The organism is Paenibacillus sp. LjRoot56 (genome assembly GCF_964253335.1).
GTDB lineage: Bacteria > Bacillota > Bacilli > Paenibacillales > NBRC-103111 > Paenibacillus_E > Paenibacillus_E allorhizoplanae.
The window spans coordinates 2,699,698-2,725,410 of sequence record NZ_CAXURV020000001.1 but is presented as its reverse complement, the minus strand read 5'-3'; the positions used below and the strand labels follow the sequence as shown (position 1 = coordinate 2,725,410).

The following is a 25,713-nucleotide window of genomic DNA, read 5'->3' as shown; positions in this document are numbered from 1 at the left end:
TTTTATGCTATAAATGAATGGAAAAAGCTCCAAATAGCTCTTCTCCCCAGTGCAACTCTAAGCGGTCGCCGTCTTGGACAGGGCCTACACCTTCCGGCGTCCCCGTGAAAATGATGTCACCAGGACCTAATCCATAATGCTTCGCAATGTAATCGATGATGGTTTGAAGATCGAAAATCATATGAGAAATGTTCCCGTCCTGAACAACTTGCCCATTCTGACGAAGCTGGAAGTTCGATTTCGTCAATTCGGACGCCCCAGGAAACGGACGGAACCTTGTGATTGGAGCTGACTTCAGGAACCCTTTGGCAGGCAGCCATGGTTGTCCCTTTTTCTTGATCACGTTCTGTACATCACGAAGTGTAAAATCAATTCCCAGTGCATATTGATCGACGATCTCATCGACTTTTATACCTTCCGAGTACGGCTTTGAAATATGTAAGACGAGTTCCGTTTCATAGTGAATCTCACCTTGATCCTTGGGGAGAGACAGTGAGCCTCCATCCATATGTACTAATGCATGAGTAGGTTTCGTGAAAATCATCGGTTGATCAGGGACTTCGTTCCCAAGTTCTGCCGCATGTGCGCGATAGTTCCGTCCAACGCAATATATATTTCGGATCATTGCTGTCATGTTAGATGAACTCCTCTTCTATTTCTTATTCACATTCCCTTGTGCATCCACCGTAGCACCTATTGAAATCTTGCTTAATCGTTGAAATAGCTTCGCCCCATCTTCCTCATTCATTGGAGTAGGCAAGGCTAATTTCGTCAAAATCGGCACCAGATGAATATTGCAGGACTTGTCCTTCGTACAAGCCGCTTCCAAGATGACGGTTTCCCAAGTTTTAGGCGTGTCATTCGTCGTAAAGATGAAATTCCCTAAACTATAGGCAATCCATTTGCCTTTATATTGTTCAAAGCCTTGCAGGACATGCGGATGTCCGCCTATAACAAGATCTGCCCCTGCATCAATGTAACGATGTGCGAGCTCCTTCTGATTTTTATCCGGATTGTCATCGCGCTCTACGCCCCAATGTGCCACAACTACAACAAGATCAGCTGTTGCTTTGGCTTTCTCAATGGCTTCAACAGGCGGCTTATAGTTATACGTTTCGGCAACGCCAGGATGACCAGGTGCAGCTTTCCAAGAAGCTTCTGGAACAACACGGCTGAAACCAAAGACAGCAATCTTCATGCCATCTTTTTCCACGATAGTTGGCTGGTAGGCTTCTGAATTATCATTGCCGGCTCCCACTCGCTTAATGCCCTCTTGATCCAGCGCTTTCATCGTATCTAGCAAGCCTTCAGATCCATAATCCATGATGTGGTTATTGGCTAGGTTGACAATGTCAACACCTGCTTGTTTAAGTGGGGGCAATGCCTCAGGAGCAGAACGATACACGTACTCTTTGCTCTGAACGCTGCCTCTAGTCGTTATTGGTGATTCCAAGTTTGCAATTGTAAAATCAGCTTTGGTCAAGAAATCTTTTACATTCGTGTACGGGTAATCATAGCCTTTTTGCTTAAGAATATCTTCCACTTTGGAGGCCATAATCACATCACCCACAAAAGTTAATTTCACTTGTGCGCCAGTTCCTACTTGCTGTACCGCTGCTGCATTCGCTGATGGTGTTGGTGTCGGGGTAACGACGGTAGAAGCCTTGGGACTTACCTGCACAGTCGAATTTCCATTCGTAGTGGAGGCCGATGGTTTGGGTGAAATTACAGCCAAAGGTGTTGAAGCCGTCCCCTCTTCTTCCCCATTATTATAATTGGAGGACAAATAAGAAGCCCCGATTCCAATGGCAAAACAAGCAATCGCTGCAACTGTGAAGCCACCTAAAACTTTAAGTGAAGGCTTTTTGCTCGGATTTGATTCTTTTTTCGATTTACCGTGACGTTCTTGTCTAGATTCCAATTCAAACATTCCCCTTTCCCCCTACAAATTATAACAGATGTCGACATCGTTGGGTAATAGGAAGAGACTCACATTTTCAGAATGCCAACCTTGTGGTATAACAGAAGCTATACATAGGAACAGAAAGGACACGGGTCGCTTGGAGAAAATCGCCATTATTTCAGATATTCATGGAAACCTACCTGCTTTGGAAGCAGTGCTTCACGATATTGAGCGTAGAGGCCTTACACGTATCTTCTGTTTAGGCGATCTTGTTGGCAAGGGGCCAAGCTCTGCAGAGGTTGTTGACCTTATTAGATTGACTTGTGAAGCCGTTGTGCAAGGCAACTGGGATCTCGGCATTACGATGCCGCAGGAGCTTCCTGCTGGCTTGTGGCAGCAACAATCGCTTGGTGATGAACGATTAGCCTATTTAAAGCAGATTCCCTTCTCGATCGACGTGATGCTCAGCGGGAAGCATATCCGTTTGTTCCATGCGTCGGCTCAGAGCGTCTTTCATCGATTGAAACGGGAAGCTTCCAAGAATGAGCGGCTAGCGATGTTTAAAAATACGGAGATGACCGGAATCCCTCACGATGGTCAGGAGCCGGATATCGTTGGTTACGGGGATATCCATATCCCGTATATGTTGACGTTGAGCAACCCTTCGGAGAGAGGTGCGAGTACGGGGGCGCCGGTTGAGAACCTGGGCGAGCGGAGTGCTGGCTTAAGGGCGCGAAAAGCGGGCGATGAGGAGCAGAGTACTGACCTGGGGACAGTGAGTCTGGCAGAACAGAATACGAGTACGGGGACACAGCGGGCGAGTCTTGGGGAGCGCCAGGGGCTGCTGCTGTTCAATGTAGGCAGTGTGGGCGTTCCCTACGACGGCATACCTCAGGCGTGCTACTGCGTGATCGAGGGGGAGACAGATCCTGCGGTTCAAGCAGGGGTTTCGCTGCAATTTGTGCGGGTGCCTTATGATATTAAGCGAGCTGTACAGATGGCATATGAGGTTAAAATGCCGGATAGTCGAAGGTACGAATTGGAGATTACGACGGGATTGGTGCATTTGGATGATTAAGTTGATGCTCCCACCTATACTTACTCTCCACAACCCAATAAGATAAATGGAAAATATCCCGTTATTATCAGCTCCAAACACCTATTTGCTCAAATAACTGGATTTTAAGTAGCTAATTTTGACTCAATCCATCATTTCTTCGGATAAACTTTCAGCATAAATACCGAAAACTAGCTGGAAGTTTTCCATTTAATCGACAAGCCTTGTGAATTGGGAAAGATTTTACCCTTGGATGAAAAATCATGGAAATTAATTCCACTATATGCTAATATAGGTGTACGATGGAAAGTGAGGCTTATCTGAATGAAGCTAAATTGGCGTAAAATCATACTGATTATCGTTTGTGCAGAATGTTTGTTTATGTATTGGAACAGCCTTAGCACGATGAGCTTCAAGAAACAACGTACAACGACTCACCTCGCACCTGCCAAGCAACCGCAGGCACCATTAACACAAATTCAACCACAAATAAATGATCCGAAAATGATCGATTCTGATTTACATACGAAAGATAAAGCCTCCTAACAAGACGAAAGAGCGATCAGCTGCTAGCAGCTGATCGCTCTTTTTCTCAATTCATTTATTTCACCCGAGCTAAAGCCAAACCATCATACGCCGGTAATATCGTACTTTCCAGCCGCTCATCTGTCGCAATCCGCTGATTAAACGTTCGCATCGCTTGAACCGATGCCTTCGTTTGCTTCTCATCAACAACTTTACCGCGCATCAACGTGTTATCTCCAGCAATGATTGCACCTGGATTCGCAAGCTTGATCGCAAGCTCCAAGTAGTTCGGATAATTCACTTTATCTGCATCAATAAAGAAGAAATCGAAGCGCTCGCCCCGCTCCAGCAGCTCATTCAAGTGATCGAGTGCTTCGCCAATCCGATACTCGACGAATTCGCCTAGACCTGCTTCGGTCACGTTGCGCTTCGCCACATCCGCGAAATCTTGTTTCAGCTCTAGTGAAATGAGCTTGCCGCCCTCTTTCAACCCTCTAGCTAAGCAAATGCCACTGTATCCGCCTAACGCACCAATTTCCAACACTCGCTTCGCACTAATCATCGTAACCAGCATCGTTAACAATCTGCCATATCCTGGAGCGATAGAAATCTCAGGCATGTTGTGAGCAACAATGACCTCTTTCACCCGTGTTAGTACGGCATCTTCTTCATATAAACCTTCCATATAACTTTCTGCAGAGATCGTTTCCATGTATTTGTCCTCCTAAATTCGCATCGTATATAGGTACTTTGCAATACCCGTTTGTAAGTGTAACCTATTTGTCCTATACTTGTTAATTGTATGAGTTTTCTGAGCGTTGTACAACCCGGATGGAAGGACTATACCTATGCCACAAAAAATTGAACTAATCGCCACTTGTCCGATGGGACTTGAGGCTATCGTTGCCCGCGAAATCCGTGACCTCGGTTATGAGGAAATGACCGTCGAGAATGGACGCGTCCGTTTCTTTGGTGATGAATTGGCCATCTGTCGGACGAATCTTTGGCTGCGAACAGCCGATCGTGTCCTCGTGCTAATGGGGCAATTCAAAGCAACAACCTTCGATGAGCTTTTCGAAGGCACCAAAGCTCTCGCTTGGCCAGACTGGATCCCGAACGATGCCGAATTCCCTGTCGAGGGACGTTCCCATAAGTCACAATTATCCAGCGTTCCCGCTTGCCAAGGGATCGCCAAGAAAGCTGTCGTTGAGAAGCTTAAGCAGCGCTATGGCACCGAATGGTTCCCCGAGAACGGAGCTCGCTACGTGATTGAAGTTGCGCTTCTGAACGATATCGCGACGCTAACGATCGACACGACCGGTCCCAGCCTTCATAAGCGCGGCTACCGCAAGCTCGTGACCGAAGCGCCACTGAAGGAAACGATGGCGGCAGCTTTGATCCTGTTAAGCCGCTGGAACGTCGACCGGCCGCTCTACGACCCGTTCTGCGGGTCGGGAACCATCCCGATCGAAGCGGCGATGATCGGCTGGAACATCGCGCCAGGCCTGCGGCGCAGCTTCCCTAGTGAAGCTTGGGGGAACATTCCACGCAAGCTGTGGGACAAAGCCCGCGACGAAGCGTTCGACTCGGTGAAAGACAACGTGCCGCTGCACATCGTCGGCAGTGATATTGATCCTGCTGCCATCGAAGTGGCAGAGGCGGCCGCCAAAGCAGCTGGACTGACGAAGCAGTTCCAGCTGAAGGTTGAGCCCATCGCCAAGGCGCGTCCGCGTGGCGACTATGGCTGCTTGATCACCAACCCGCCGTACGGCGAGCGTCTTGGTGAAGCACCAGATGTCGAGCTGGCGCTGCGCGAGCTCGGCGCATTAACACGGCCGATGCCGTCGTGGAGCCTGTTCATCCTAAGCCCGAGCACGCAGCTCGAGCATTATATGAACCGCCGCGCTGATAAGAAGCGTAAGCTTTTTAACGGACGGATCGAATGTAATTTGTTCCAGTATCTAGGGCCTCTGCCTCCACGCAGATAAGAGACGTAGCATACAGATAAATAAAACAGCGGCAGCGAGACTTTACGTCTTTGCTGTCGCTGTTTTTGGTTTACTCATAAAGAGGCATCCCATTCCCTAGCCAATGTAACGGACACAGAAGCCCTTATTTGGCGAAACATCGCCGATTCAGAATGCTAACGGACACCAGCACTTCTATTCGTCATCTTAGAATGAAATTTATTCCGAAAATGAGTAAATAAAAGCTCTGGTGTCCGTTACGCGCAAAAAGAAACAAATTACATAACAATAACGGCGCTGGTGTCCGCTAACCATTAATCTGACTAATCGATCTACGATTTTTTAGTCAGCTGTCCGATCTACTTTGGCCCGCTCAGAATTTCACCTATCCAACAATCTCCACCAATTCCAACGGCAGTCCATCCGGATCCGCGAAAAACGTGTACAGATTCCCCGTAATCGGATCAATTCGCACTGGCTCAACTTGAATTCCTTTGCCTTCTAACTCTTGTACACTTTGCTCCATATCTGCAACAACGAAGGCCAGATGACGTAGTCCCCTAGCTTCTGGTTGATTTACACGCAGTGGTGGATTCAGAAAAGAAAACAATTCAATTTCTTGTGCGGTATCCCCGATGCGCAAATCCAATTTGTACGAGTCTCTTTCAGCGCGATAGGTTTCGTGAATGACAGTGAGTCCGAGTAAATCAACATAGAAATGCTTCGATTGCTCATAATTCGAACAAATAATCGCAACGTGATGCATCTGTTTTAATTCCATTGAATATGGCCTCCTAACAAAGAAAAACCGCACGCTGGGCTGCTCCCCCGCTGCGGCTTGTCCTTTTATTTTAACCTGCTGCTTGCATCGTTTCAACGATTTTGTGCAGAACCTCATCGGCTTGCGCATAATCCACTTGGCAAGTCCCTGCAGCGTGATGCCCACCGCCGCCTTGTTGAAGCATCAAATCTCCAATGTTTGTTTGTGCAGTGCGATTGACAATGCTGTGCCCACAAGCGAATACGCAGTTCTGCTTATTTCGTCCATCAACAATCCAAATCGAGGTGTTTTGCTCCGGATAGAGGGCATAGACCATGAAACGATTCCCTGGATAGATCGTCTCCACATCGCGAAGATCCGTAATGACGACATTTCTCTCAACCCGTGTGTAAGTTTGCAACATGTCCCGGTATAGCGCATCTAGTTCAAAATAACGAGCTACACGCTCTTTCACATCGGGCAACTCCATGATCTCGCCAACGGATTTCGTTGCACAATGCTCAACTAGATCCTCCATCAACTGGTAGTTGCTGATGCGATAATCCCGATAACGACCTAACCCCGTTCGAGCGTCCATGATAAACGAAAGCAAATCCCAACCGCTCGGATTCAAAATATCCTCTTTGCTAAATTGTGCGGAGTCCGCTTTATCTACACCAAGCATAATATCGTCGATATCGCCGAAGGTCTCTTTTCCACCGTAGTAATCATAGACAACCCGTGCAGCACTTGGAGCAAGCCTCGTTTCACCTTTGAACGTTACGGATTCCCCCATCCGTGTGAGTTCGCTGGAGTGATGATCGAACCATAAACCACAGCCTGCGACATAGGGTACATTAGCCAAAATATCATTCTCAGTAACCTCAATTAAGCCGTCCTGCATATCTTTGGGATGGACAAATTTCATTTCATCCACCATATTTAATTGTTTGAAGAGCATCGCGCATACTAAACCATCGAAATCGGAACGTGTGATCAATCTCATGCCATGCATCTCCTTTAATATAGTTCTTTAGAACTACGAAATGTGATGGTCATATTATATCAGCTAGTGTCGATAGGTGACAATGAGAAAATCACCAAGATTACCCGATGCTTGATCTTCCAGTGACAAAAAAAAGAGCGATTCACCTAGATAGGTTGAACCACTCTCAATTTGGATGATAGACATTGCAAAAGTCTTGTGACAAATCCTTCGATTTGAGCCATCGGAGGCATTTTCACAGAAAGCTTTACTTCGCCCTTCCAGTAAAAAATCAGAATGCTATTGTTTCTCCCGTGAAACATTTCAACATCCCAACACGCTTCATTTAATGCATATTCTTCTCGGTTAATCATAAGCTTAGGTCCATCCGTGGATGGCACCAATCGTGCAACATGGTTACCGCATAACGATGTTGCTTCCTGTTCATCCTGCAATTTTACTTCCGATTTCATGCCGCTAGGGCCTCCTTTGTACGTGTCATTCCATTTGATTTCATTTGCTTCGCTATGACAGAGAAAAAACCCCACCGTAGTGAACCGACTAGAGGGGTTCTGAAGTGAATTCCCAATCGTTCGGCGGCTGGCTGGCTGCTTGTCCTTTGCAGGAGAAGTAAGGCCCCTGTAGCTTTGCGTCACTGGCTTTCGCCAGCTTTGCCTTTGTCGAGATGATGTACACAATCTTTTTAGATGAATCCTACAAATAATTCTTACTATACTCTCAAGGATAAGGGATGACGATTTGAAATCGAATAGTTCGTAGGAACTATTTTTACGAAATCCATCAAAATATTTGCATTTTCGACGATATTTTCGCAGCGTTTCGACGTTTTGTGCCTCTCCAATAGAAAATCGAGCCCATCATCGACAAAATCGCTATCACGAGAAAGAGCGTGCTGCCGCCATAGGAAACTAATAAAAAGCCACCAATCCATGGCCCCATAAAGTGACCGATGTTCGTTAATGTTTGAGCACCATAGTAGGTTCCACGCATATGTTCAGGAGCTAGCTTATCTATCAACATGTTCGCGGCAGGATAATTCAGAATTTCACCAAACGTGAAAATCCCCATCGAAACAATCAGCCATGTCAAAGTGTGTGAATATGCAAATCCGATATCGCCTAATGCAAACATAAAGTTGCCAACAACGATAGCCGTTAGAGGTGAATACTTTTCAGCCCATCTCCCCAAAGGCACCTGCATCGCAATGACGACAATGGCATTGGCGCTCATGAGAATGGCAAACATTTTGACCCCATTAGCAAAATCCCTTTGTAAGTACTGCGACAATGTCACCATAACCTGTGAATAACCAATGGCTCCGATAATCCCCCCGATAATGTATAAACGGAAAGTGATGTCCTTACGAATAACACCTACCGCAGAGCGGAAAGTAACGATTGATTTCTTCTCACCTTCAATTTTCTTAATCCCGAACTTAATGAGAAGGGCGTAAAGTGTTATGCCATAGATTAAATAAATGATGCCTGTGAGCAGAAAGGGTAAGGCTCCGTTCATGGTGGCAAAGAAAGCACCTAGTAAAGGACCGACAGCTACCCCCACGTTGATCGCCATGTACCGAAGAGAAAATACTTGTCGCCTTTTGGAGGGCTCTGTTAGATCTGCCATTAAGGCTTGCGATACGGGTTCGTAAAAGGAACGGCAAAGTCCATTCAGCATATTGAGCAGCATAAATAAGACCGGTAATTTAACAACACCGAAGCCGAGGAATACGAATCCCCACCCAAAGAGTGCCGCTAGCATGATCACGCGTCGACCAAATCGGTCTGACAAAGTACCACCGATAAAACCGCCGAACGTTCCAGCTAATGCACCCATTCCTATTACAATACCAATGAGCCCTGGACTCATATCAGAATGCTTCGCCAAGTAGATAGCTAGGAACGGTAAACTCATGGAAGAAGCAGCCCGGGCCATGACCGTACCTAAGATAAGCGTATGTACGATTGGATGATAGGCTTGAAGAAATTGACGCATACGATTCATAGACGATGACTCCTCTCGCTGACACACGAATTACCCTATGGTTAATTAATTACCGAATTCCAATTATACACGAAAATAGCGAATTGTGTCGTCATTTTAGACAGGGAAGTTTACCTTTCTCTATCGCCATCTCACAGATGGTATTTATTGGGTAGAAAAATTATAATAACGATATGGAGGTGCTTGCATATGAAAATAGCGATCACAGGTGGCAGCGGGTTTATTGGAAAACGATTAATCGCTTACTGGTTGGGACAAGGTCACGAACTTATTAATATATCACGCTCATCTTCGAAGCAGGTACCAGGTGTTAGAACGATAACATGGGGCGAGTTGGAGCGAAATACGGAACTCCTTGCAGGTCTTGATGCCATTGTCAATTTGGCGGGTGAATCCATCAGTCAACGTTGGACGCAAGCTGCTAAGACGCGAATTGTACAATCCCGATTGCAAGCGGCTGAGCATGTAGCCAAGCTAGTCGCGACAATGGACCCAAAGCCTAAGGTCGTTGTGAATGCATCAGGCATGTCCTATTACGGCATTTCGGAAACGGATACTTTTGACGAGACGAGTCCTTATCGACAAACGGACTTCCTAGCCAGCGTTGTCAAGCAATGGGAAGCTGCGGCTGATCTTATCCAAGGAACACGTATCGTGAAGGTGCGGGTTGGACTTGTGTTGGATAATAAAGAAGGTGCGTTCCCCAAGATGGCACTTCCTTATAAGCTTGGAGTAGGCGGAACAGTTGGCAGCGGCAGGCAGTGGCATTCGTGGATTCACATCGATGATATGGTGAGACTAATTGATTTTTGCGTTCAAAATGACTCGATTGTTGGTCCGGTTAACGCCACGGCTCCAAATCCGGTTACGAATAAGCAATTGGGACGCGCGATTGCGACTGCCATGCGAAGACCCAATCTTTTCCCTGTTCCGGCATTTATGATGAAGTTGATTTTTGGCGAGCTTTCTGTACTGCTTCTAGAAGGTCAGAAGGTCATTCCTCGTGTATTGCAAGAGCATGGTTTTAGGTGGCGCTTTCCTTGGCTGGCAGGTGCATTAGAAGATTTGGCAAAAAAATAACTTCCCTTCCGAATTAAAATTGTGTACAATTAAATTGTGAGAAATATTAGTTGCGGAAGGTAGTGTCACTATGAGTGTACATCAATTTCAAGTGAAGACGATTCGCGGTGAGGACAAATCTCTTAGCGATTACAAGAACCAAGTCCTGCTTATTGTAAATACCGCGACGAAATGTGGATTAGCTCCACAATTCCAAGGACTTCAAGAGTTACACGACACCTATAAAAATCAAGGCTTTAGTGTCCTAGGATTCCCCTGCAATCAATTCCGGGATCAGGAGCCTGGCGATAATAAACAAGTTGAACAGGCGTGCCAGCTTAATTTCGGTGTTAATTTCCCGCTATTTGCCAAGATCGATGTGAATGGCGCTGATGCTCATCCTTTGTATCGTTATTTGAAAAGCAAGGCATCTGGCCTATTCGGATCTGGCATCAAGTGGAATTTCACCAAATTCCTTGTCGATGGAAATGGTAATGTGATTAAACGCTTCTCTCCGACTACAAAGCCGCATAAGATCGATAGTGAAATTCGTAAGCTGTTAGAGAAATCAGCAGTTCACGCCTAATGCCAGCTTATATAAGCAAAAAAAAGCATCCTGTCCCATTGGACGGATGCTTTTTTAATCATTTCACGTATTTTTTTGCTTTTTCGATGGCTTCGTCTTCGGTTGCGCCCGTAATGTAACGGCCATTAATAAAGATGAATGCGAATCTCGAACATGGACCGCAGTACGATTTGCACGCAACTTTGACTTCCGTATCCGGTGCAATGGCACTTATTTTGGCAAGCGCCGATTTCACCTTCATGTGTTTGCATTTATCACAAATGCGAATATCATTCCGCATTAGTGGTCTCCGTGATTCCCCTTACTTGGGTTAGTAATCATGAAGCCTTCCTCTGGTGTGTAGAAGTAGTCGATACGGATACCGTCTAGAAGCGGCTCGGATTGATCTAACAAAACATCAATTCCTTTGTCCGTGTTTACCACAACATCATTTTCTGTTTTATCATCAAGACCCAAACCATAGTGAGCATGATCACCATGCTTATGCGTCACTTGTACGCGAACCAACAAACCTTGGTTTTCTTCTTTATTGAGCTCCAATTGAAGTACTTTTGCTGCATTACGAGAAATTTTGACATTCATATGTACACATCTCCTGAAACAATAAATTTTAATTTTAACTCTATTGTAAAGAATCTAGCGCATGAAATCAACCTTGTCCTATTCTGCCCTTCTATTGCCAAATTCCATAAGGAACTTTAAAATACATAGTAGTATGAGTATTAATCCCTTATTACAAAATGTTAACTAACTAACCTAAAAGTAAGTACCCTACACGATTTTGATGAAAGGAAGCGATCTCATGTCCACTCTTGAAAATGAAAAAGTCGCTCCACTTAGCAACTATGTTCCCAAAATCCCCAAAGAAATCGAGTGTTCCGTCGAACGAACTTTGGAGGTTATTGGCGGGAAATGGGCATTTCTTGTACTTCGTGAATTATTCTGTGGAACGAAGCGTTTCGGAGAGCTGCAGCGCCAAATTACGGGCATCAGTCCCAAATCCCTTACGGATATTTTGCGCCATCTGGAAGAACATGGGGTTCTCGAGCGCATGGCGTTCCCTACAGTTCCTGTTACAGTTGAGTATACCTTGACACCAAAAGGGCAGGATCTGCATCAAATTATTAGAGAGATGAAGCTTTGGTCAGCAAAATGGACATAATGAACAATTAGGGAAGCTAGCTGAAGAGGAGAGAAACTTGATGATTACTATTAAAACAAAAGAACAAATTGAAGCCATGGGGAAAGCAGGCCGAATCCTTGCCGATTGCCATAAAGAAATCGCGAAAATGATTCGCCCGGGCATTACATCGTGGGAAATCGATCAATTTGTCGAAGGCTTTCTGGCCAAACATGGTGCTACACCTGAGCAAAAAGGGTATCACGGCTATCCCTACGCAACCTGTGCTTCGGTAAATGACGTTATTTGTCATGGCTTCCCAAAGAAAGAGCCGCTCAATGATGGTGACATTGTTACGATTGACATGGTCGTTCGGGTCGATGGGTGGTTAGCAGATTCCGCTTGGTCTTACGCGGTAGGTACGATTTCACCTGTTGCTGAGAAACTCCTGCAAGTTACCAAGGACTCCTTATATAAAGGTATTGAAAAAGCTGTCATCGGCAATCGGATCGGCGATGTCGCCAACGCTATTCAAGTCTACGCGGAATCGCACGGCTTCTCCGTTGTTAGAGACTTCATCGGTCACGGAATCGGCTCCGAGATGCATGAAGAGCCCCAAGTTCCGCATTATGGACCGGCTGGCAAAGGGCCGCGCATCAAGGAAGGCATGGTTTTCACCATTGAACCGATGTTGAATGTTGGTAAATATCACTCCAAAGTTGACCAAGATGGATGGACAGCTAGAACGTACGATGGCAGCCTCTCTGCACAATATGAGCACACGATTGCCATCACAAGTAACGGACCGATTATTTTAACTGAACAATAACGATCTGGAGGAAAAGGGATGCTTTCTTTTTACAAGAAATATTGGCGAACGGTATTCGACATAGGGCTCATCGTATTAACCGTCTACTTATTCATGTTGTTATTCAGTTATTTGTACGCCATCGCCACGCCAATCTTCTTGGCCTTGATTATTTTCATGATGATCGAGCCCCTGGCTCGGTTCTTGAATCGCAAAGGCATGCGTAAATCGCTTGCCTCCGCCATTTCCACCTTGGTTTTCGTCTTGATCATCCTAGGTGCGTTGGCTGGGGCAGTCGTCATCTTCACCAGTCAGATTATGAGCCTCGTGGATAAAATCGATGACTACGCAGCGATTTTCAATGAGCAAATCATTCATCGGATTGCTGAGTTAAATGATCGATTCCAAGCCCTGCCCGAGGATGTGACTGGCAAAGCCAAAGATTATGCTGGCCAATTTGCTGGCAAAGCGTCTACGTTCCTCGTCGCCTTTTTATCAGGTTTGGTCGCTTCCCTGACCTCCTTCTCCACGTTCATGTTCAATTTCATCGTCGGCATTATTCTCGCATACTTCTTAAGCATCGAAATTGAATCTTGGAAACGTATTGCAAGTGAGCAAACACCGAACACCTTCAAGTCCGCCTTCTTTTTTCTCAAAGAAAATGTCGTGAAGGGGATCGTATCTTACGTAAAAGCACAAGCCAAGCTCATCACATTAACGTTCATCGTTGTTTTTATTGCCTTGCTCGTACTGAATGTCAATAATGCATTTTCTATCGCGTTGTTGTCAGCGATTTTCGATGTCCTACCCTTGCTCGGTGTTTCCACTTTATTCATCCCGTGGATTATCTACTTGTTCATCGTTGGCAATACGACGCTGGCCATATGGCTAAGTTCACTGCTCCTCGTCGTGATTCTCGTCAGACAAATTATGGAACCCAAAATCACAGGTGAATCCTTAGGGGTATCCGCATTTACAACCTTAGCGTTTATGATTATCTCCCTATCCCTCTTTGGAGTAGCCGGAGTGATTCTCTCGCCGGTACTGATCATTCTGATCAAAGCCTTACATACGCAAGGATATTTACAGCGTTGGATCCGTAAGCCTGAGAACGAATATACCGAAGGAAAACTGCCGTATACGGGCAATTGAAAGAGGAGCTAAGCGAGTTCAATCGCTTAGCTCTTTTGCTTTTGGCCGCCAGTCGTTATACCCGATGCATGCTGCGATAGATCGAGGGGGCCATGCCGATTTTGCTCGTAAACACACGACTTAGATAAAAGCCATTCTCATACCCGCATTGGGACGCGATCACGTCCAACGTGAATGTCGTACTTTCTAATAGATGCCTCGCTCGTGTTAACCGCAATTCATTAATAAATTCTGTTGGTGTTTGGGCAAAGGCTTTTCGAAACCTACGCGTAAATTGAACAGGCGTCAAATCTAGTTGCTGAGCCAAATTTAACATCGAAAGATTGCCGTAGGCATGATCGGTAAGGAAGCTCCGTGCTTGGTCCATCTGTTCATCCATGATGGTCTCAGGGGGACTCTCCTGGATCATCCTCTCCATTTGTACCATTCGGAAGAGATCATTCACAAGGTGCAGTTTATGCTGTGTACTCTCTTCATCCCACCCTTGCAAAGTTCGCAAATAGCGATAACTGGATGTCAAGCGCGGCAGATCTTGTACGGAAAGCTTTCCCGTCCAAGTAGCTTCTTGTTCCATATGGGGCTCCCCTATAAACTGTATAAAATGAAAAGTCAGCGGCTCGATCGTTTTTCTACGATACACGGTTCGAGGGGGGCAAAGCACCAGATCTCCGAATCTAGCCTCACCTTGCTCCGTACGAATTTCATAAAAGAAGCTCCCCTCCTCCACCGCAAATAACGTCCAGCATGGGTAGTCATCACGTTCAAACATAAACTCTTTTTTCTGATGCCAATACACATGAGATAAGAGTTTCAAGGCTGGATCGCGATAGGTCATGTCTCACTCTCCATCTAACGAAATAAAGTATATGCTAATTGTAACTCACTGTATGTTAAAAGGATATCACCTATTTTAAAATGAAATCATGGATATTCTAATACTAGTGAGGTGCTCATAATGAAGCATGAAATCGTTACATCTGATATCACCGTCGTTGGCGGTGGCTTGGCTGGGGTTTGCGCCGCAGTTGCTGCAGCCCGATTAGGTCAAACTGTTTCTCTAGTCCAAAATCGGCCTGTTCTTGGCGGAAATGCAAGCAGTGAAATACGTGTGTGGGTATGTGGTGCCACTTCCCATGGTGTCCATCGTAACGCTCGGGAAACCGGTATTATGGGTGAACTATTTGTCGAGAATCAATATCGCAATATCGATGGCAACCCTTATATCTGGGATTTGGTTGTGCTTGAGAAAGTAAAAGCTGAGCCCAATATTACGTTGTTCCTCAACACAGATGTGCATGAGGTCGATGCGTCAGGCGATGACGACCATCGTACCATTCAAGCCGTCACAGGTTGGATGATGGGCTCGGAACGAAGAATTCGTTTCAAAAGTCGTGTTTTCCTCGATTGTACGGGGGATGGCCTCGTTGGCTTCCTAGCAGGTGCTAAATTCCGTATTGGCCGCGAAGCTCAACATGAATTTAACGAAGAATGGGCACCACTCGTGCCAGATGATATCACACTAGGAAGCACGCTTCTCTTTTACACCAAGGATGCCGGTCGTCCCGTGAAATATATCGCACCGAGTTTTGCTAAAGATATCACGCAAACTTCAATTCCCATGAAACGTGTCATCCGCAGTGGCGATAATGGTTGCGCTTACTGGTGGATTGAATGGGGCGGCGAGCATGACACCGTCCATGATAATGAGCGAATTCGAGATGAACTCTCCTCCGTTATCTATGGGATTTGGGATTATATCAAAAACTCTGGGAAATTTGACAGCGCAAATCTAACCTTGGAATGGATCGGTTCGATTCCAGGGAAACGGGAATACCGTCGCTTCGTAGGGGACTACGTCTTGAATCAAAATGACGTGATTGCCCAAGAACTGTTCGAGGATCGCGTCGCCTTCGGTGGCTGGTCCATTGATTTGCATCCACCGCAAGGCATGTATGCCACTGCCAAAGGTTCTAAACATATGCATATGGATGGCTCCTACCATATCCCGTTCCGTTCCCTCTATTCGACCAACGTGTCGAATATGCTCATGGGTGGACGCAATATCAGCGCGTCCCACGTTGCTTTCGGTACAACACGTGTCATGGCGACATGTGCGGTTATTGGCGAAGCTGCGGGCACTGGCGCCGCACTTTGCGCAGCCAAAGGGATCTCGCCGCGCGAGCTGCATAGCGAGCACTTGAGCGAGCTTCAGCAGACGCTGCTGCGACAGGATGCGTCGATTCTCGGTGTAGCGAATACGGATGAGGCAGATCTCGTGCGCAGTGCGGCTTTGACGGCCTCTAGTACGCTGACAGAGCTTGCTTTGGAGCAGTCGGCAGGTCTTTATCCTTTGAACACACATGTAGCGCTTCTAGTGCCTGTAGATCCATTTATAAATGGCATTGCGTTATTCATCGACGCTACTGCTGCCACAGAGCTTACTGTCGAGCTGTGGAACACAGGGAAGCCGCAGAATTATGTCCCACATGCTTTGGTTTCATCGGTTGTCGTGCCCGTTAGTGAGGGATCTGAGCAATGGGTCACTGCTGCTTTGCAATGGGAACCTGAGCATGCTCAGAATGCCTTCATCATTCTTAAAAGTAATCCATCTGTATCCGTTCATCTGTCGAGTCGTCCGCAGTCTGGCGTGCTATCCTTCAAGCATGATGCAACTTCAGCGGATACCGTAGATTTCGGGGATATGTACCATCATCAACCGGTGATTGACTGGAGTCCAAGAGGCTTCCTTCGGAAGCCGATTTGCTTCCGACTTCTCTCGCCTACTTCCGCCTTCGCGGCTGAGAAAGCAGCAGACGGACATAAACGGCCTTACGGCAGCCCGCATCTGTGGTCTTCCGCTGGAGGTAGTGGTGCTGAGGAATGGCTCGAAGCCAGCTGGACGGAAACTCATAGCATTAGGGAAGTGCATGTAACGTTCAACGATGATGTCAACGAGGATCTAATTAACTTGCATCACCATCGTACCGAATTCGAAATCATCCCTGAGCTCGTTAAAGATTATCAAGTGCAAGCTTGGGTTGGGGAATCATGGACAGCGGTTGTTGAGGCGACTAACAATCATACTCGGCACCATGTTCATGTGTTAGACAGCGCTGTATCAACGAACCGTCTGCGTGTCGTAGTGGCGTCAACGAATGGCTCTGCGCATGTAGAAATCGTGGAATTACGTTGTTATCGTTAAAATAGTGAATGAAAGAACCGATATCGCCATGTGCCTCATGGTTGAGATCGGTTTTTTTATGCTGACTTGAATGTTGGTCCTCCCACTTTGATTGCTCGTATGGGTGTTAAGGCACTCGGACAAGCCCCCTTAATTATTTGAAAAATAGGCTCGCTTTGCTCTTGTTTAACCTTACATGATGTGTTATATTAAAAGTGCGTAGAATCAAGGTTTTCGCTTTTAAAAGCTGACATAGGAGTGATGAAAAATGTTACAAATTCCGCATGGCGAAGAAATTATTCGTGTTGAAATGACAGTTAAGGAAGCGCTTGCACTAACTGGAACGAAATTTGCCCAAAGCAACAAACTTGAGACAGACGCAATGAAGAAGCTCAAACAATCTTTAGCAGATAAATTACTCACACCAAACCATTAATTCATACACATATGGAGCCCCGCGAGATTATCTCGTGGGGCTTTTTATTGATGTTCTGGGGGGATCTACAGTGCAATATCGGCATCAACGGTAATCTTCTACCCCTCGCCCCCCGTAGTCGCTGGTCATTGCAAAATGAATTAACTGGAAATTGTACAGCTATTCTAGAGAAATCTGCCTCAATATTCAATTTAGATGGAAAATAGGTAGTTAATTTGGCCTCATCCGATCCTATTTGCAAAAACGCAGCTATTTAACTGTATATAATCCATCTAAACGTGATTCCGGCCGATATTCTAATGAATTAGCTACATAAAATCCATCTATTCGTGACAGTCGGCGGGTTACTAGGAGTTCGAGGGAGTTGTCGGAGTTTCGGGAGGTGCGGGTGCTGCGGGTGTTGCGGGTGTTGCGGGTGTTGCGTGAGTTGCGTGAGTTGCGTGAGTTGCGGGTGCTGAGGGTGTTGCGCGAGGTGCTGGTGTTGCGCTTGTTCGGATTGTTGAGAGTAGTTAAAAGACAAAAATCCACCCCTCCAAGGGGCGGATCCTGGTTAGTTGATTTTCCTACGTGTCAAAATACACGGCACACCTCTGCCGACAGCCCCAGGCTGTGACATCATATCCAGATAGCGCATGCCCCTTGCACAAGGTGTTTTGCACACCGAACAAGTGGCAGATTCAACTATCCTCATCGTGTATTGAGCACGGGATGAAAGTTCCTTTTTCTTCTTAACAACTTTGCCTTTACCTTTAGGTGGTGCCATGTTCACGCCTCCCCAACAGCTTCCTTTCCTCAGTATATGAAGTCTGGGCAAAGTCGGTTCGTAGCGAAGGCAAGCAAGTTGAAGAAACTTGTCTTGAGTTTATAATTCCAAAGCCGTCAATAAGATTGGAACGACTTCCTCATAAAGTAAAGCAAAGGTTTCCACAGGCAGCGGATTTACCCCTAACCCTACCTCGACTGTAAAGCCTGGTCGCCGAAATTGTTGAATGAACCAATCTTTATACCCTGCGTCACTGCCTGTAAGCTTCACAGCTTCATAATTACTGGCTAATGCCAATCGCTCTGCAAGTGTTTCAGCTTCAGCTGGTTCATAATCACGGTAATTCCAATAAATTTCTCTTCCCTGTGTATGTAAGGCAACGACAAGCTCGAAGTCATGACACTCGGTGAACTCGGCCAATGCCGCGGCTTCCGGTTCAGATAGCGGAGCTTCACCGCCATAATCACGTTCACCGGGTCCATCGTGTTCTCTTCGCAGCTTCTCTTCTTCCCAGTGGGCAGGGAATTGATCATTGAGGTCTACACCGCGTATATTCGCTTTCCAATTTATAAACGATAAAGACCCTTTATTCCATGCCAACAATGCTTCACGATGCGGATGTTCCTCGGGCAGTCCATGTAAAACAAGTTCAACCCCGTCTGGATTGACCATAGGCACGGCCCACAAGGCATACTCTGACAAAATACGTCTAATATTACGCCCCTGCCATGCCGTCCCTCTTGCATACGCACATGCCAGGTCTTCAACAAATTGCATCAGCAAGGGGGCTGTTATCCATTCATTCGCATGCATGGCTGCATTGAAATGGATTTCCTTCGTACCGTGCCCGATACGCAGCGCATGAATGTCCCTCCCCATCGCACTTTGGCCAATACACGCCGTTTGCAAAAATGGATATATTTTGCCTAAACGATTCAACTCCTGGGCTAATGTCTGATAGCCATATCCTAACACACAACCACCTGCCTTTTTACTTCTTTCATATGGCTATGCTTATGCCTTGATCGCAGGAATCATGCGGTATCTCAGTTTCGCGAGATGAAATAAAAATAGACCCATAAGGGTCTATTTCGTTCACTTAAATAATAGTCGGCACCTGCCACACGACAGGCATAATAGAAATATATTCCTTGAGCCAATTCTCCGCAATCTGCCGGAAAACAGTTGGCGTACCACTGCAGAAAAACTGATGAACCGGTATTTCATTGGATTTCGTTTGCATGCTTCTCTGAGAAAGGATCGTACTTATATCTCTGGCTGTCTCTTCGGCCGAAGAAATTAATGTCACTTTAGGCCCCATAACTTGAGAAATGGATTCCATCAGAAATGGGTAATGGGTACATCCCAAAATTAAGCAATCAATCGGCTTATCTTTCAAAGGACTCAGGGATTGTTCCACGATGGAATGAGCACGATCACTACTAAAAAGTCCTCTCTCAACAAATGGAGCTAGTAAAGGACACGCCTCACTATATACATGAATATCTGTCGAAATCTGCCTCAACGCCGTTTCATACGCTTGGCTGCGAATCGTTCCATCTGTGCCAATGACACCGATCATACCGCTTCGAGTCATTTTGATTGCTGCTCTAGCTCCTGGTAAAATCACGCCCACGACAGGAATAGAGACACGCGCACGTATGTCTTCAATCGCAACCGCAGTTGCCGTATTACAGGCAATCACAATCATTTTGGGATTAAACTGAAGTAAGTAGTCTACAATTTGACGAGTAAAGTGACGAACTTCACTAGCAGGTCGGGGGCCGTAAGGGCTCCTGGCTGTATCTCCAAAATAAATGACCTTTTCATGCGGCAGCTGTTTCATGATTTCTTTTACAACAGTTAACCCTCCGACTCCGGAGTCCAGTACGGCTATCGCTTGCTGCACACATATCCGCTTCCTTTGCCGGTTGATGAATTGATATAAACCACATGGTTAGGATATGTGCGGCCAAGCTTAAAGGTACCAAGAGTACTACACAGATTTGGACCTAATCTTCTTACTTTTTCGGCTGAAGCTCGGTTACAAGTCCGAATTCATACCCTCTCTTTTTGATTTCTTTACAAATCCGATCCAGCGCCTGCATGTTCTCAATAGAACCCTGATGCATCAAAATCACGTTACCATCATGCAAATTATTCATAATATCGTTGTACGGATCCTCAGCGCCATTCGCTCTAGGCTCCCAATCACGCATGGCTGTAGACCAGAACACAGAAGTATAGCCCATGTCAGAAACCAAACTTAAATTATGAGCATTATAGTGCCCGTAAGGGAAACGGAAATAGTTCCCGACCTCTTTACCGGTGATTTGCTTATAGACGACTTCAAAATCCTTAATTTCCTTGCGTATCTGATCATCCGTCAAGTCATTAAAATCCGTATGTGTCATGGTGTGGTTCGCTACATAATGACCATCTGCCACAATCCTTTTCAAATAGTCCGGGTTCTTCTTGATGTTGTTTCCTGTGATAAAAAAGTTCGCTTTCACATTGTTCTCTTTGAGTGATTTCAGCATGAGATCAACCTCAATGAGCGGTCCTCCTGCATCAATGGTTAAATAGACCTTTTTCCCTGTCCCAACCCAGACCGCTTTCTGGTCACTCGTAAAGGATTTGGTTTCATGCGGAAAATCAGGAACTTGCCCTGTTTTTTTCTTCATATAGTACCAGGAATAAGGTGTTCGATCTGCTGGCAAAGGTTTCGTTTTAGCAGGATCAGCTGTGGCTTTAGGCGTTGCACTAGGTGTCGGTGTAGCTGGTGACGCACTCGGCACAGTCGTTGGCTGTGGAGTTGGTGCAGGTGTCGTTGTTGGTGATGGTTTAACGGTTTGTGTGGGAGAAGGTGTTGGCGAAAATCTAGGAGAAATAACTGGACTGGCTTTGGAAGCCGCTTCCGTGCCGACAGGAGCAGTTAGGCTTATATCTGCACAACCGACCAACGAAACACTCAGTACGATCAGCAGTGCAGCTTTATGGGTATGTTTAATCATGAGATACACCTCGAGATGGGAATGGATTCTTCTTCCACCCTATTCGACAGTGAATGACAAATTACCTGCCTAACGATTGATTTTCGGGGTTATTTTGTAGCGCGATAAGTCAAGTATTGTAGAACGGTAAGTAGGATAAACGCTGTTCCTGCCAGCATCGGAATCGTAATAAATCCAAGCCAGTTTAAATAATCGGTATCACAAGCAATGGGACCGCAACCTGTACCCGTTTCTTTGAAAACACCCATTTGTAATAAAACATGATAGATGGAGATGCATGCTCCCCAAATCGTTAACGGCAACACGTAGATAGTTAATTTGTAATCTCTACGAACAGCTGCAATGCCAAGAATTACGACCAATGGATACATAAGAATTCGCTGATACCAGCAAAGTTTGCATGGTGCAAAATGCAAGATTTCCGAAAAATATAAGCTTCCTAGTGTCGCAACTAAGGCAACTAGCCATGATATATGCATGCCGTTGTCTCTCAACCATTTTTTAAACATAATGAAATCGTCCCCTTTCTACTCCCCTATTATAAAAAAATAGAAGTAAGAAGTCACGGGATTGATTCTCGCGACCTACCAAATTCGCAATTTACTTACGAATCATATAAGATGTTCACATTCTACTCAGGTAATTAGTACCAATAAGTGCTATAAACGTTTCTATTTTGAGCTAATTCAATTACAATTAACATATGGAGGGATTCCTATGATGAAGCAATTTGAAGGATTCGGTAAATTTTTGGAGAGCTTACGTGGAAAGATGTCCTTACGTGAAGCTGCCAACAAGAGTGGCCTGTCCCATGCCTATATTCGAGATTTAGAATTAGAACGTAACCGTTCGACGAATGAAAAGATTAAGCCATCCCCTGTCACATTAAAGAAACTGTCGGATGCCTATAAGTTTTCGTATACAGATCTTATGGAGAAAGCTGGATATCTTGAAAAAGGTATCCCAGATAGTCAATCGGCACCGTTGACACTGCCCCTAGCAGACATCCTTTTTATAGAAATTGGATCTACCGAAATGACGTATCATACACGGATCGGTAATCGCACGATTCCCATGCAGTCACTATTAGATTTCAGTCATTTCTTAGACCAACTAGAAGATCAAGGGTTTAAGAAAATGGATACGGATCTATTCGTCAATTTATCTCACGTTAAGAAATATGATGCACAAGCAGGTAAACTATATTTCGATCCGCTAGGTGTGAGTCTGAGCGTGACGATTGCTGCCCTGCGCCAGAAGAAATACCATGATCTTATTTTACGCAGTGTCGCCTATCATGCAGGGAACGATCTTGAATATCAATTTGAAAAAAGCACGGGTAAAGACTCTCTACTGGCTTCACTTCAACGACAAAATTAAGCATTTTACAAAAAAAGGAGATAATTTCAGGGAATTCTGAAACTTATTCTCCTTTCTTTTCGTCTTATTAGTTGACAGTGTGGACTTGATTTGTGTTAGAGAGGATAGATGCCTAAGCATGGCTGTTCAACAAACAACCACCCAGACTACTTTGCAAGCCCGCGTAAAGCGCAAACGTTCTGCTGGAATACGCTTTTTGTCGTATACAGTCCTTACGATTACCGTTCTAGCAATATTAGGTTTAAGCTGGTTTTTCCTGACTGCTTCAGGGTCGAGCCTGCGTTTCATGATGGCCGATACCATCATCACCACACAGCATCGGGATTGGGCCAAATATTTAATTGGCACATCCGAGTTGCAGAAACGTGTAGCCGCATATACGAAAAGCTTTGACGAAATGGGTACAGAGAAGGATTTAGGACTTGTAGAAATCGCACCTTTGCCATCCTACACACCTACCGAAGTAGTAGCCCCAGTAAAAAAAGATTTAGTCACCATCGAGAATATTTCGGGTCCCAATTTCAAAGGTAAGCTTGTAACCATTTCAGACCCTACCAAGCTTCGCATAGCAGTGCCAGAGAAAGCAGGTAAAGGGGAGAAAGTATCCTCCATGGTCAAACGTACCGGGGCGATCCTCGGTGTGAATGGCGGTGGATTTATTGACCCGAACTGGGAAGGCAATGGCTTTCAACCCGAAGGCGTTGTCATCTCAGGAGGTAAAATCTTCTACAATGACAAGGGTATGAACGGTACTGTACAGATCGTTGGGATTGATAAGCAAGGCCGAATGATTTCAGGAAAATACAAAGTATCTGAGCTGCTCGAAATGGGCGTGCAAGAAGCCGTCTCCTTCAGCCCTCGGTTCATCGTCAATGGTGTTGGCCAAGTCAAAAGTCAAGCAGATGGCTGGGGTATCGCACCGCGAACGTGCATGGCTCAAACGAAGGACGGAGCGATTCTATTCGCCATTATTGATGGCAGACAAACGCACAGTATAGGTGCAACGCTCTATGATGTGCAGGAAATTTTCTTAGCGCATGGCGCAATTACCGCGGCGAACCTGGATGGTGGCGCATCAACCGTGCTGGTTCACAATAATGCTATTATTAATAAACCTTCTAGTGAATACGGAGAACGCTATCTCCCTACTGCATGGTTGCTTTTCGATCATCCTGAAACCGCTGATATCAAGAATGTTTGGGAAGGGCTGGATATTAGTAAAATTGATCCTTCCAAATGGTAACAACAAAGAAGCAGAGTACTCCTAGAAGGAGCGCTCTGCTTCTTTCATTAGAATTCTATCGGCCTACGATGACCAAATCTTCAGCGGCTTCCGATGCCGCGATCTCGTCTTGAATGTCATCCTCAGATTGCGAATCCTTCCACGAGCGAACTGTCTCGACTACACTTGCTGCTGTTTCCTTCGCTTTACCCACGAGATCCGTAGTTGTCGTACTCACTGTTTTGGCAGCTGCTTGCGTTTTTTGACTAACTGTACTGGCTAGTTGCACGGTTTTGTCGCTAACTACGGTAGCTCCCTCTGCAATATCACTTCGTAGTTCACGACCAGATTTCGGTGCGAACAGCAGCGCTGCTGCAGCCCCAACTAAACCGCCTACGACTGCACCGATGAGAAGATCTTTTCCTTTTTTTCCATTGGACATGTGATATCCACTCCTTAATGATCTGATTTCGCACTCCGCTGCGCCTGCCATCTCTGCCATAGCTCATACCCTGTGGTTGCCCATTCCATGATGTCGTGAATACGCTTCTGGTGCGTATGTACGACCTTTTCCGCACCTAGTAAGGAATCATTCATCATGCGTGAGGCATTGCGCAGCGTGGAAGCGACTTCCCCAACTGCCTTCCCTGCCTTTTCAACCGATTGCATACTTGGTTCTAAGGCAAGGACTTGCAAATGTACCTCTTCCGTAAGCTGCCCTAATTGCTTCATTAGATTCTCCGCATGCTCTGTTGTGTGGACAACTTGCTGCTTAACTTCAATAACCGTATCCCCTAACAAGCGAAGCGTTCGCGTAGCGGTAATGAACATGCGAACTGTAAAGACAATGAGCACTAAACACGCAGCTACCAAGCTGACGATACTGATCTCACTCCATGTCATGTAGGTCACCTCCTGTTGGCTGAAAGCTGTGAGGATTGATGAGGCTTCTAGACGAATGCCTATGAATTACTACAGTATAGGTAGGTAGGGCTTGTTTTGACACAAACGGATTGGAAAAATTTCTGGAACCTGTCATAATAAATAGCAAATGCGTCGTATTTGAGTTGGGGGATCGAGAAATGAACCGAGAACAAGGCCTACAAGAAATTGAGCGTACGCGTATCGTGGCAATCGTCCGAGGCGTGCAGGAGGCACACATACTGTCTGTTGCTGAAGCACTTCACCAAGGTGGGGTCACCGTTATGGAAGTAACGCTAAACACTCCTGGTGCGCTCACCATGATCACTAACCTTCAAAAGCAATGGGGAGATCACATGTTCATCGGAGCCGGCACTGTGCTGGATCTGGAGGATGCTAAACAAGCTGTTGCTGCCGGAGCTGCTTTCCTGGTCACTCCGAATTTGGATGAGGAGGTCATCCGCTGGTCGAAGAAAGAGGGCATTCCGATCTTCCCTGGTGCGATGACGCCGACCGAAGTTGTGAAAGCATGGAAAGCCGGTGCTACGGCCGTTAAAATATTCCCAAGTGCAAGCTTAGGCTTGCCCTACATCAAGGAATTAATGGGACCCTTGGATAACATCCCAATGATGGCTGTCGGAGGCGTAACCGAAGGCAATATCAAGCAATTTTTGAGCATCGGCTGCTATGGACTAGGCATTGGCGGCTCACTCATCAACCTGAAGGAAATTGAAGCTGGCAATTTCGGCTGGATAACGGATAAGGCAGTTCAATTGCTCGCGGCGTCGCGTGCATAATACTGTGATGCATAAGAAAACGGAGCACGCGAATGATCGCTGCTCCGTTTTT

General features: G+C 45.9%; 30 protein-coding genes and 1 riboswitch. Of the genes, 13 read left to right on the top strand and 17 right to left on the bottom strand.

Translation table 11 applies throughout. The features are described from left to right. Nucleotides 1-7: 7 nt before the first annotated feature. Together ACSQ8O_RS12210 and ACSQ8O_RS12205 are read right to left on the bottom strand one after the other, a co-directional pair. Nucleotides 8-634, bottom strand: a complete 627-nt coding sequence (locus tag ACSQ8O_RS12210) for a fumarylacetoacetate hydrolase family protein (RefSeq protein WP_436241783.1) — start codon at nt 632-634, stop codon at nt 8-10. Nucleotides 635-652: 18 nt separating this feature from the next. After that, the gene (locus ACSQ8O_RS12205) at nt 653-1,930 is read right to left on the bottom strand and encodes a CapA family protein (protein WP_436241782.1); all 1,278 of its coding nucleotides are present in this window, start codon (nt 1,928-1,930) and stop codon (nt 653-655) included. 130 nt (nt 1,931-2,060) lie between these two features. Here ACSQ8O_RS12205 and ACSQ8O_RS12200 point away from each other — a divergent pair, with 130 nt between their 5' ends. Together ACSQ8O_RS12200 and ACSQ8O_RS12195 are read left to right on the top strand one after the other, a co-directional pair. Further along, nucleotides 2,061-2,981 (top strand): metallophosphoesterase family protein, encoded by a 921-nt coding sequence (locus tag ACSQ8O_RS12200; RefSeq protein WP_436241781.1) that lies wholly within the window; start codon nt 2,061-2,063, stop codon nt 2,979-2,981. Between the two features lie 303 nt (nt 2,982-3,284). After that, nucleotides 3,285-3,506 (top strand): hypothetical protein, encoded by a 222-nt coding sequence (locus ACSQ8O_RS12195; protein WP_436241780.1) that lies wholly within the window; start codon nt 3,285-3,287, stop codon nt 3,504-3,506. A 55-nt stretch (nt 3,507-3,561) separates the two neighbouring features. Here ACSQ8O_RS12195 and ACSQ8O_RS12190 read toward each other — a convergent pair whose 3' ends face one another. Next, on the bottom strand, nt 3,562-4,197 hold the full coding sequence (locus ACSQ8O_RS12190) for an O-methyltransferase (protein ID WP_436241779.1): 636 nt from the start codon (nt 4,195-4,197) through the stop codon (nt 3,562-3,564). Nucleotides 4,198-4,333: 136 nt separating this feature from the next. Between ACSQ8O_RS12190 and ACSQ8O_RS12185 the strand changes: the two genes are divergently transcribed. Beyond that, on the top strand, nt 4,334-5,473 hold the full coding sequence (locus ACSQ8O_RS12185; protein ID WP_436241778.1) for a THUMP domain-containing class I SAM-dependent RNA methyltransferase: 1,140 nt from the start codon (nt 4,334-4,336) through the stop codon (nt 5,471-5,473). 364 nt (nt 5,474-5,837) lie between these two features. Here the strand turns inward: ACSQ8O_RS12185 and gloA2 are convergent, their stop codons facing one another. The 4 genes from gloA2 to ACSQ8O_RS12165 form a co-directional block, all read right to left on the bottom strand. After that, nucleotides 5,838-6,233 carry an SMU1112c/YaeR family gloxylase I-like metalloprotein gene (gloA2, locus tag ACSQ8O_RS12180; RefSeq protein WP_436241777.1) on the bottom strand — a complete coding sequence of 132 codons (396 nt, stop codon included), beginning with the start codon at nt 6,231-6,233 and terminating at the stop codon, nt 5,838-5,840. Nucleotides 6,234-6,303: 70 nt separating this feature from the next. Then, nucleotides 6,304-7,218, bottom strand: coding sequence for an exopolyphosphatase (locus ACSQ8O_RS12175; protein ID WP_436241776.1), 915 nt, complete (start codon nt 7,216-7,218; stop codon nt 6,304-6,306). Between the two features lie 146 nt (nt 7,219-7,364). Next, nucleotides 7,365-7,670 carry a hypothetical protein gene (locus tag ACSQ8O_RS12170; protein ID WP_056616410.1) on the bottom strand — a complete coding sequence of 102 codons (306 nt, stop codon included), beginning with the start codon at nt 7,668-7,670 and terminating at the stop codon, nt 7,365-7,367. A 119-nt stretch (nt 7,671-7,789) separates the two neighbouring features. After that, nucleotides 7,790-7,883, bottom strand: a riboswitch (cyclic di-GMP riboswitch). A gap of 115 nt (nt 7,884-7,998) precedes the next feature. Beyond that, nucleotides 7,999-9,222 (bottom strand): MDR family MFS transporter, encoded by a 1,224-nt coding sequence (locus tag ACSQ8O_RS12165; protein WP_436241775.1) that lies wholly within the window; start codon nt 9,220-9,222, stop codon nt 7,999-8,001. A gap of 189 nt (nt 9,223-9,411) precedes the next feature. On the opposite strand from ACSQ8O_RS12165, the gene ACSQ8O_RS12160 reads away from it, so the two are divergent. Both ACSQ8O_RS12160 and ACSQ8O_RS12155 read left to right on the top strand, forming a co-directional pair. Continuing rightward, nucleotides 9,412-10,302 carry a TIGR01777 family oxidoreductase gene (locus ACSQ8O_RS12160; protein WP_436241774.1) on the top strand — a complete coding sequence of 297 codons (891 nt, stop codon included), beginning with the start codon at nt 9,412-9,414 and terminating at the stop codon, nt 10,300-10,302. Nucleotides 10,303-10,372: 70 nt separating this feature from the next. Beyond that, nucleotides 10,373-10,867: a glutathione peroxidase gene (locus ACSQ8O_RS12155; RefSeq protein WP_056616417.1), complete on the top strand. Its 495-nt coding sequence runs from the start codon at nt 10,373-10,375 to the stop codon at nt 10,865-10,867. A 58-nt stretch (nt 10,868-10,925) separates the two neighbouring features. Here the strand turns inward: ACSQ8O_RS12155 and ACSQ8O_RS12150 are convergent, their stop codons facing one another. Then, the gene (locus ACSQ8O_RS12150; protein WP_028556521.1) at nt 10,926-11,147 is read right to left on the bottom strand and encodes a DUF1450 domain-containing protein; all 222 of its coding nucleotides are present in this window, start codon (nt 11,145-11,147) and stop codon (nt 10,926-10,928) included. Continuing rightward, nucleotides 11,147-11,449, bottom strand: coding sequence for a HesB/IscA family protein (locus ACSQ8O_RS12145; protein ID WP_056616419.1), 303 nt, complete (start codon nt 11,447-11,449; stop codon nt 11,147-11,149). Before ACSQ8O_RS12145 ends, ACSQ8O_RS12150 begins: the two co-directional genes overlap by 1 nt. Nucleotides 11,450-11,669: 220 nt before the next feature. Between ACSQ8O_RS12145 and ACSQ8O_RS12140 the strand changes: the two genes are divergently transcribed. From ACSQ8O_RS12140 to ytvI, 3 genes are read left to right on the top strand one after another with little or no spacing between them, the layout of a single operon-like run. Beyond that, nucleotides 11,670-12,029, top strand: a complete 360-nt coding sequence (locus tag ACSQ8O_RS12140; RefSeq protein ID WP_056616422.1) for a winged helix-turn-helix transcriptional regulator — start codon at nt 11,670-11,672, stop codon at nt 12,027-12,029. A gap of 40 nt (nt 12,030-12,069) precedes the next feature. Further along, nucleotides 12,070-12,816: a type I methionyl aminopeptidase gene (gene map / locus ACSQ8O_RS12135; protein ID WP_056616425.1), complete on the top strand. Its 747-nt coding sequence runs from the start codon at nt 12,070-12,072 to the stop codon at nt 12,814-12,816. A gap of 18 nt (nt 12,817-12,834) precedes the next feature. After that, nucleotides 12,835-13,947, top strand: a complete 1,113-nt coding sequence (gene ytvI, locus ACSQ8O_RS12130) for a sporulation integral membrane protein YtvI (RefSeq protein WP_056616428.1) — start codon at nt 12,835-12,837, stop codon at nt 13,945-13,947. Nucleotides 13,948-14,002: 55 nt separating this feature from the next. On the opposite strand, the gene ACSQ8O_RS12125 is transcribed toward ytvI, so the two are convergent. Further along, nucleotides 14,003-14,782: a helix-turn-helix domain-containing protein gene (locus ACSQ8O_RS12125; protein ID WP_436241773.1), complete on the bottom strand. Its 780-nt coding sequence runs from the start codon at nt 14,780-14,782 to the stop codon at nt 14,003-14,005. 120 nt (nt 14,783-14,902) lie between these two features. On the opposite strand from ACSQ8O_RS12125, the gene ACSQ8O_RS12120 reads away from it, so the two are divergent. Together ACSQ8O_RS12120 and ACSQ8O_RS12115 are read left to right on the top strand one after the other, a co-directional pair. Next, entirely contained in the window at nt 14,903-17,149 is a 2,247-nt protein-coding gene (locus tag ACSQ8O_RS12120) for an FAD-dependent oxidoreductase (protein ID WP_436241772.1), read from the top strand. 247 nt (nt 17,150-17,396) lie between these two features. Beyond that, nucleotides 17,397-17,564, top strand: a complete 168-nt coding sequence (locus ACSQ8O_RS12115) for a hypothetical protein (RefSeq protein WP_162261632.1) — start codon at nt 17,397-17,399, stop codon at nt 17,562-17,564. Nucleotides 17,565-18,114: 550 nt separating this feature from the next. Here ACSQ8O_RS12115 and ACSQ8O_RS12110 read toward each other — a convergent pair. The 5 genes from ACSQ8O_RS12110 to ACSQ8O_RS12090 all read right to left on the bottom strand — a co-directional run bounded on the left by ACSQ8O_RS12110 (nt 18,115) and on the right by ACSQ8O_RS12090 (nt 21,853). Then, complete coding sequence (locus tag ACSQ8O_RS12110) at nt 18,115-18,327, bottom strand: hypothetical protein (protein WP_056616437.1); 213 nt, start codon at nt 18,325-18,327, stop codon at nt 18,115-18,117. Between the two features lie 99 nt (nt 18,328-18,426). Further along, nucleotides 18,427-19,302: a M14 family metallopeptidase gene (locus ACSQ8O_RS12105; RefSeq protein WP_436241771.1), complete on the bottom strand. Its 876-nt coding sequence runs from the start codon at nt 19,300-19,302 to the stop codon at nt 18,427-18,429. Nucleotides 19,303-19,426: 124 nt separating this feature from the next. Next, the gene (gene racE, locus ACSQ8O_RS12100) at nt 19,427-20,236 is read right to left on the bottom strand and encodes a glutamate racemase (protein WP_436241770.1); all 810 of its coding nucleotides are present in this window, start codon (nt 20,234-20,236) and stop codon (nt 19,427-19,429) included. 112 nt (nt 20,237-20,348) lie between these two features. Continuing rightward, nucleotides 20,349-21,341, bottom strand: coding sequence for a polysaccharide deacetylase family protein (locus tag ACSQ8O_RS12095; RefSeq protein WP_436241769.1), 993 nt, complete (start codon nt 21,339-21,341; stop codon nt 20,349-20,351). Between the two features lie 89 nt (nt 21,342-21,430). After that, nucleotides 21,431-21,853 carry a disulfide oxidoreductase gene (locus tag ACSQ8O_RS12090; RefSeq protein ID WP_436242000.1) on the bottom strand — a complete coding sequence of 141 codons (423 nt, stop codon included), beginning with the start codon at nt 21,851-21,853 and terminating at the stop codon, nt 21,431-21,433. 205 nt (nt 21,854-22,058) lie between these two features. Here ACSQ8O_RS12090 and ACSQ8O_RS12085 point away from each other — a divergent pair, with 205 nt between their 5' ends. Together ACSQ8O_RS12085 and ACSQ8O_RS12080 are read left to right on the top strand one after the other, a co-directional pair. After that, entirely contained in the window at nt 22,059-22,721 is a 663-nt protein-coding gene (locus ACSQ8O_RS12085; RefSeq protein ID WP_436241768.1) for a helix-turn-helix domain-containing protein, read from the top strand. A gap of 118 nt (nt 22,722-22,839) precedes the next feature. Then, nucleotides 22,840-23,964, top strand: a complete 1,125-nt coding sequence (locus ACSQ8O_RS12080) for a phosphodiester glycosidase family protein (RefSeq protein ID WP_056616459.1) — start codon at nt 22,840-22,842, stop codon at nt 23,962-23,964. 55 nt (nt 23,965-24,019) lie between these two features. On the opposite strand, the gene ACSQ8O_RS12075 is transcribed toward ACSQ8O_RS12080, so the two are convergent. After that, complete coding sequence (locus ACSQ8O_RS12075) at nt 24,020-24,385, bottom strand: YtxH domain-containing protein (protein WP_436241767.1); 366 nt, start codon at nt 24,383-24,385, stop codon at nt 24,020-24,022. Between the two features lie 14 nt (nt 24,386-24,399). Next, the gene (locus ACSQ8O_RS12070; RefSeq protein ID WP_436241766.1) at nt 24,400-24,846 is read right to left on the bottom strand and encodes a DUF948 domain-containing protein; all 447 of its coding nucleotides are present in this window, start codon (nt 24,844-24,846) and stop codon (nt 24,400-24,402) included. 179 nt (nt 24,847-25,025) lie between these two features. Between ACSQ8O_RS12070 and ACSQ8O_RS12065 the strand changes: the two genes are divergently transcribed. After that, complete coding sequence (locus ACSQ8O_RS12065; RefSeq protein ID WP_436241765.1) at nt 25,026-25,661, top strand: bifunctional 4-hydroxy-2-oxoglutarate aldolase/2-dehydro-3-deoxy-phosphogluconate aldolase; 636 nt, start codon at nt 25,026-25,028, stop codon at nt 25,659-25,661. The last annotated feature ends 52 nt before the right edge of the window (nt 25,662-25,713 follow it).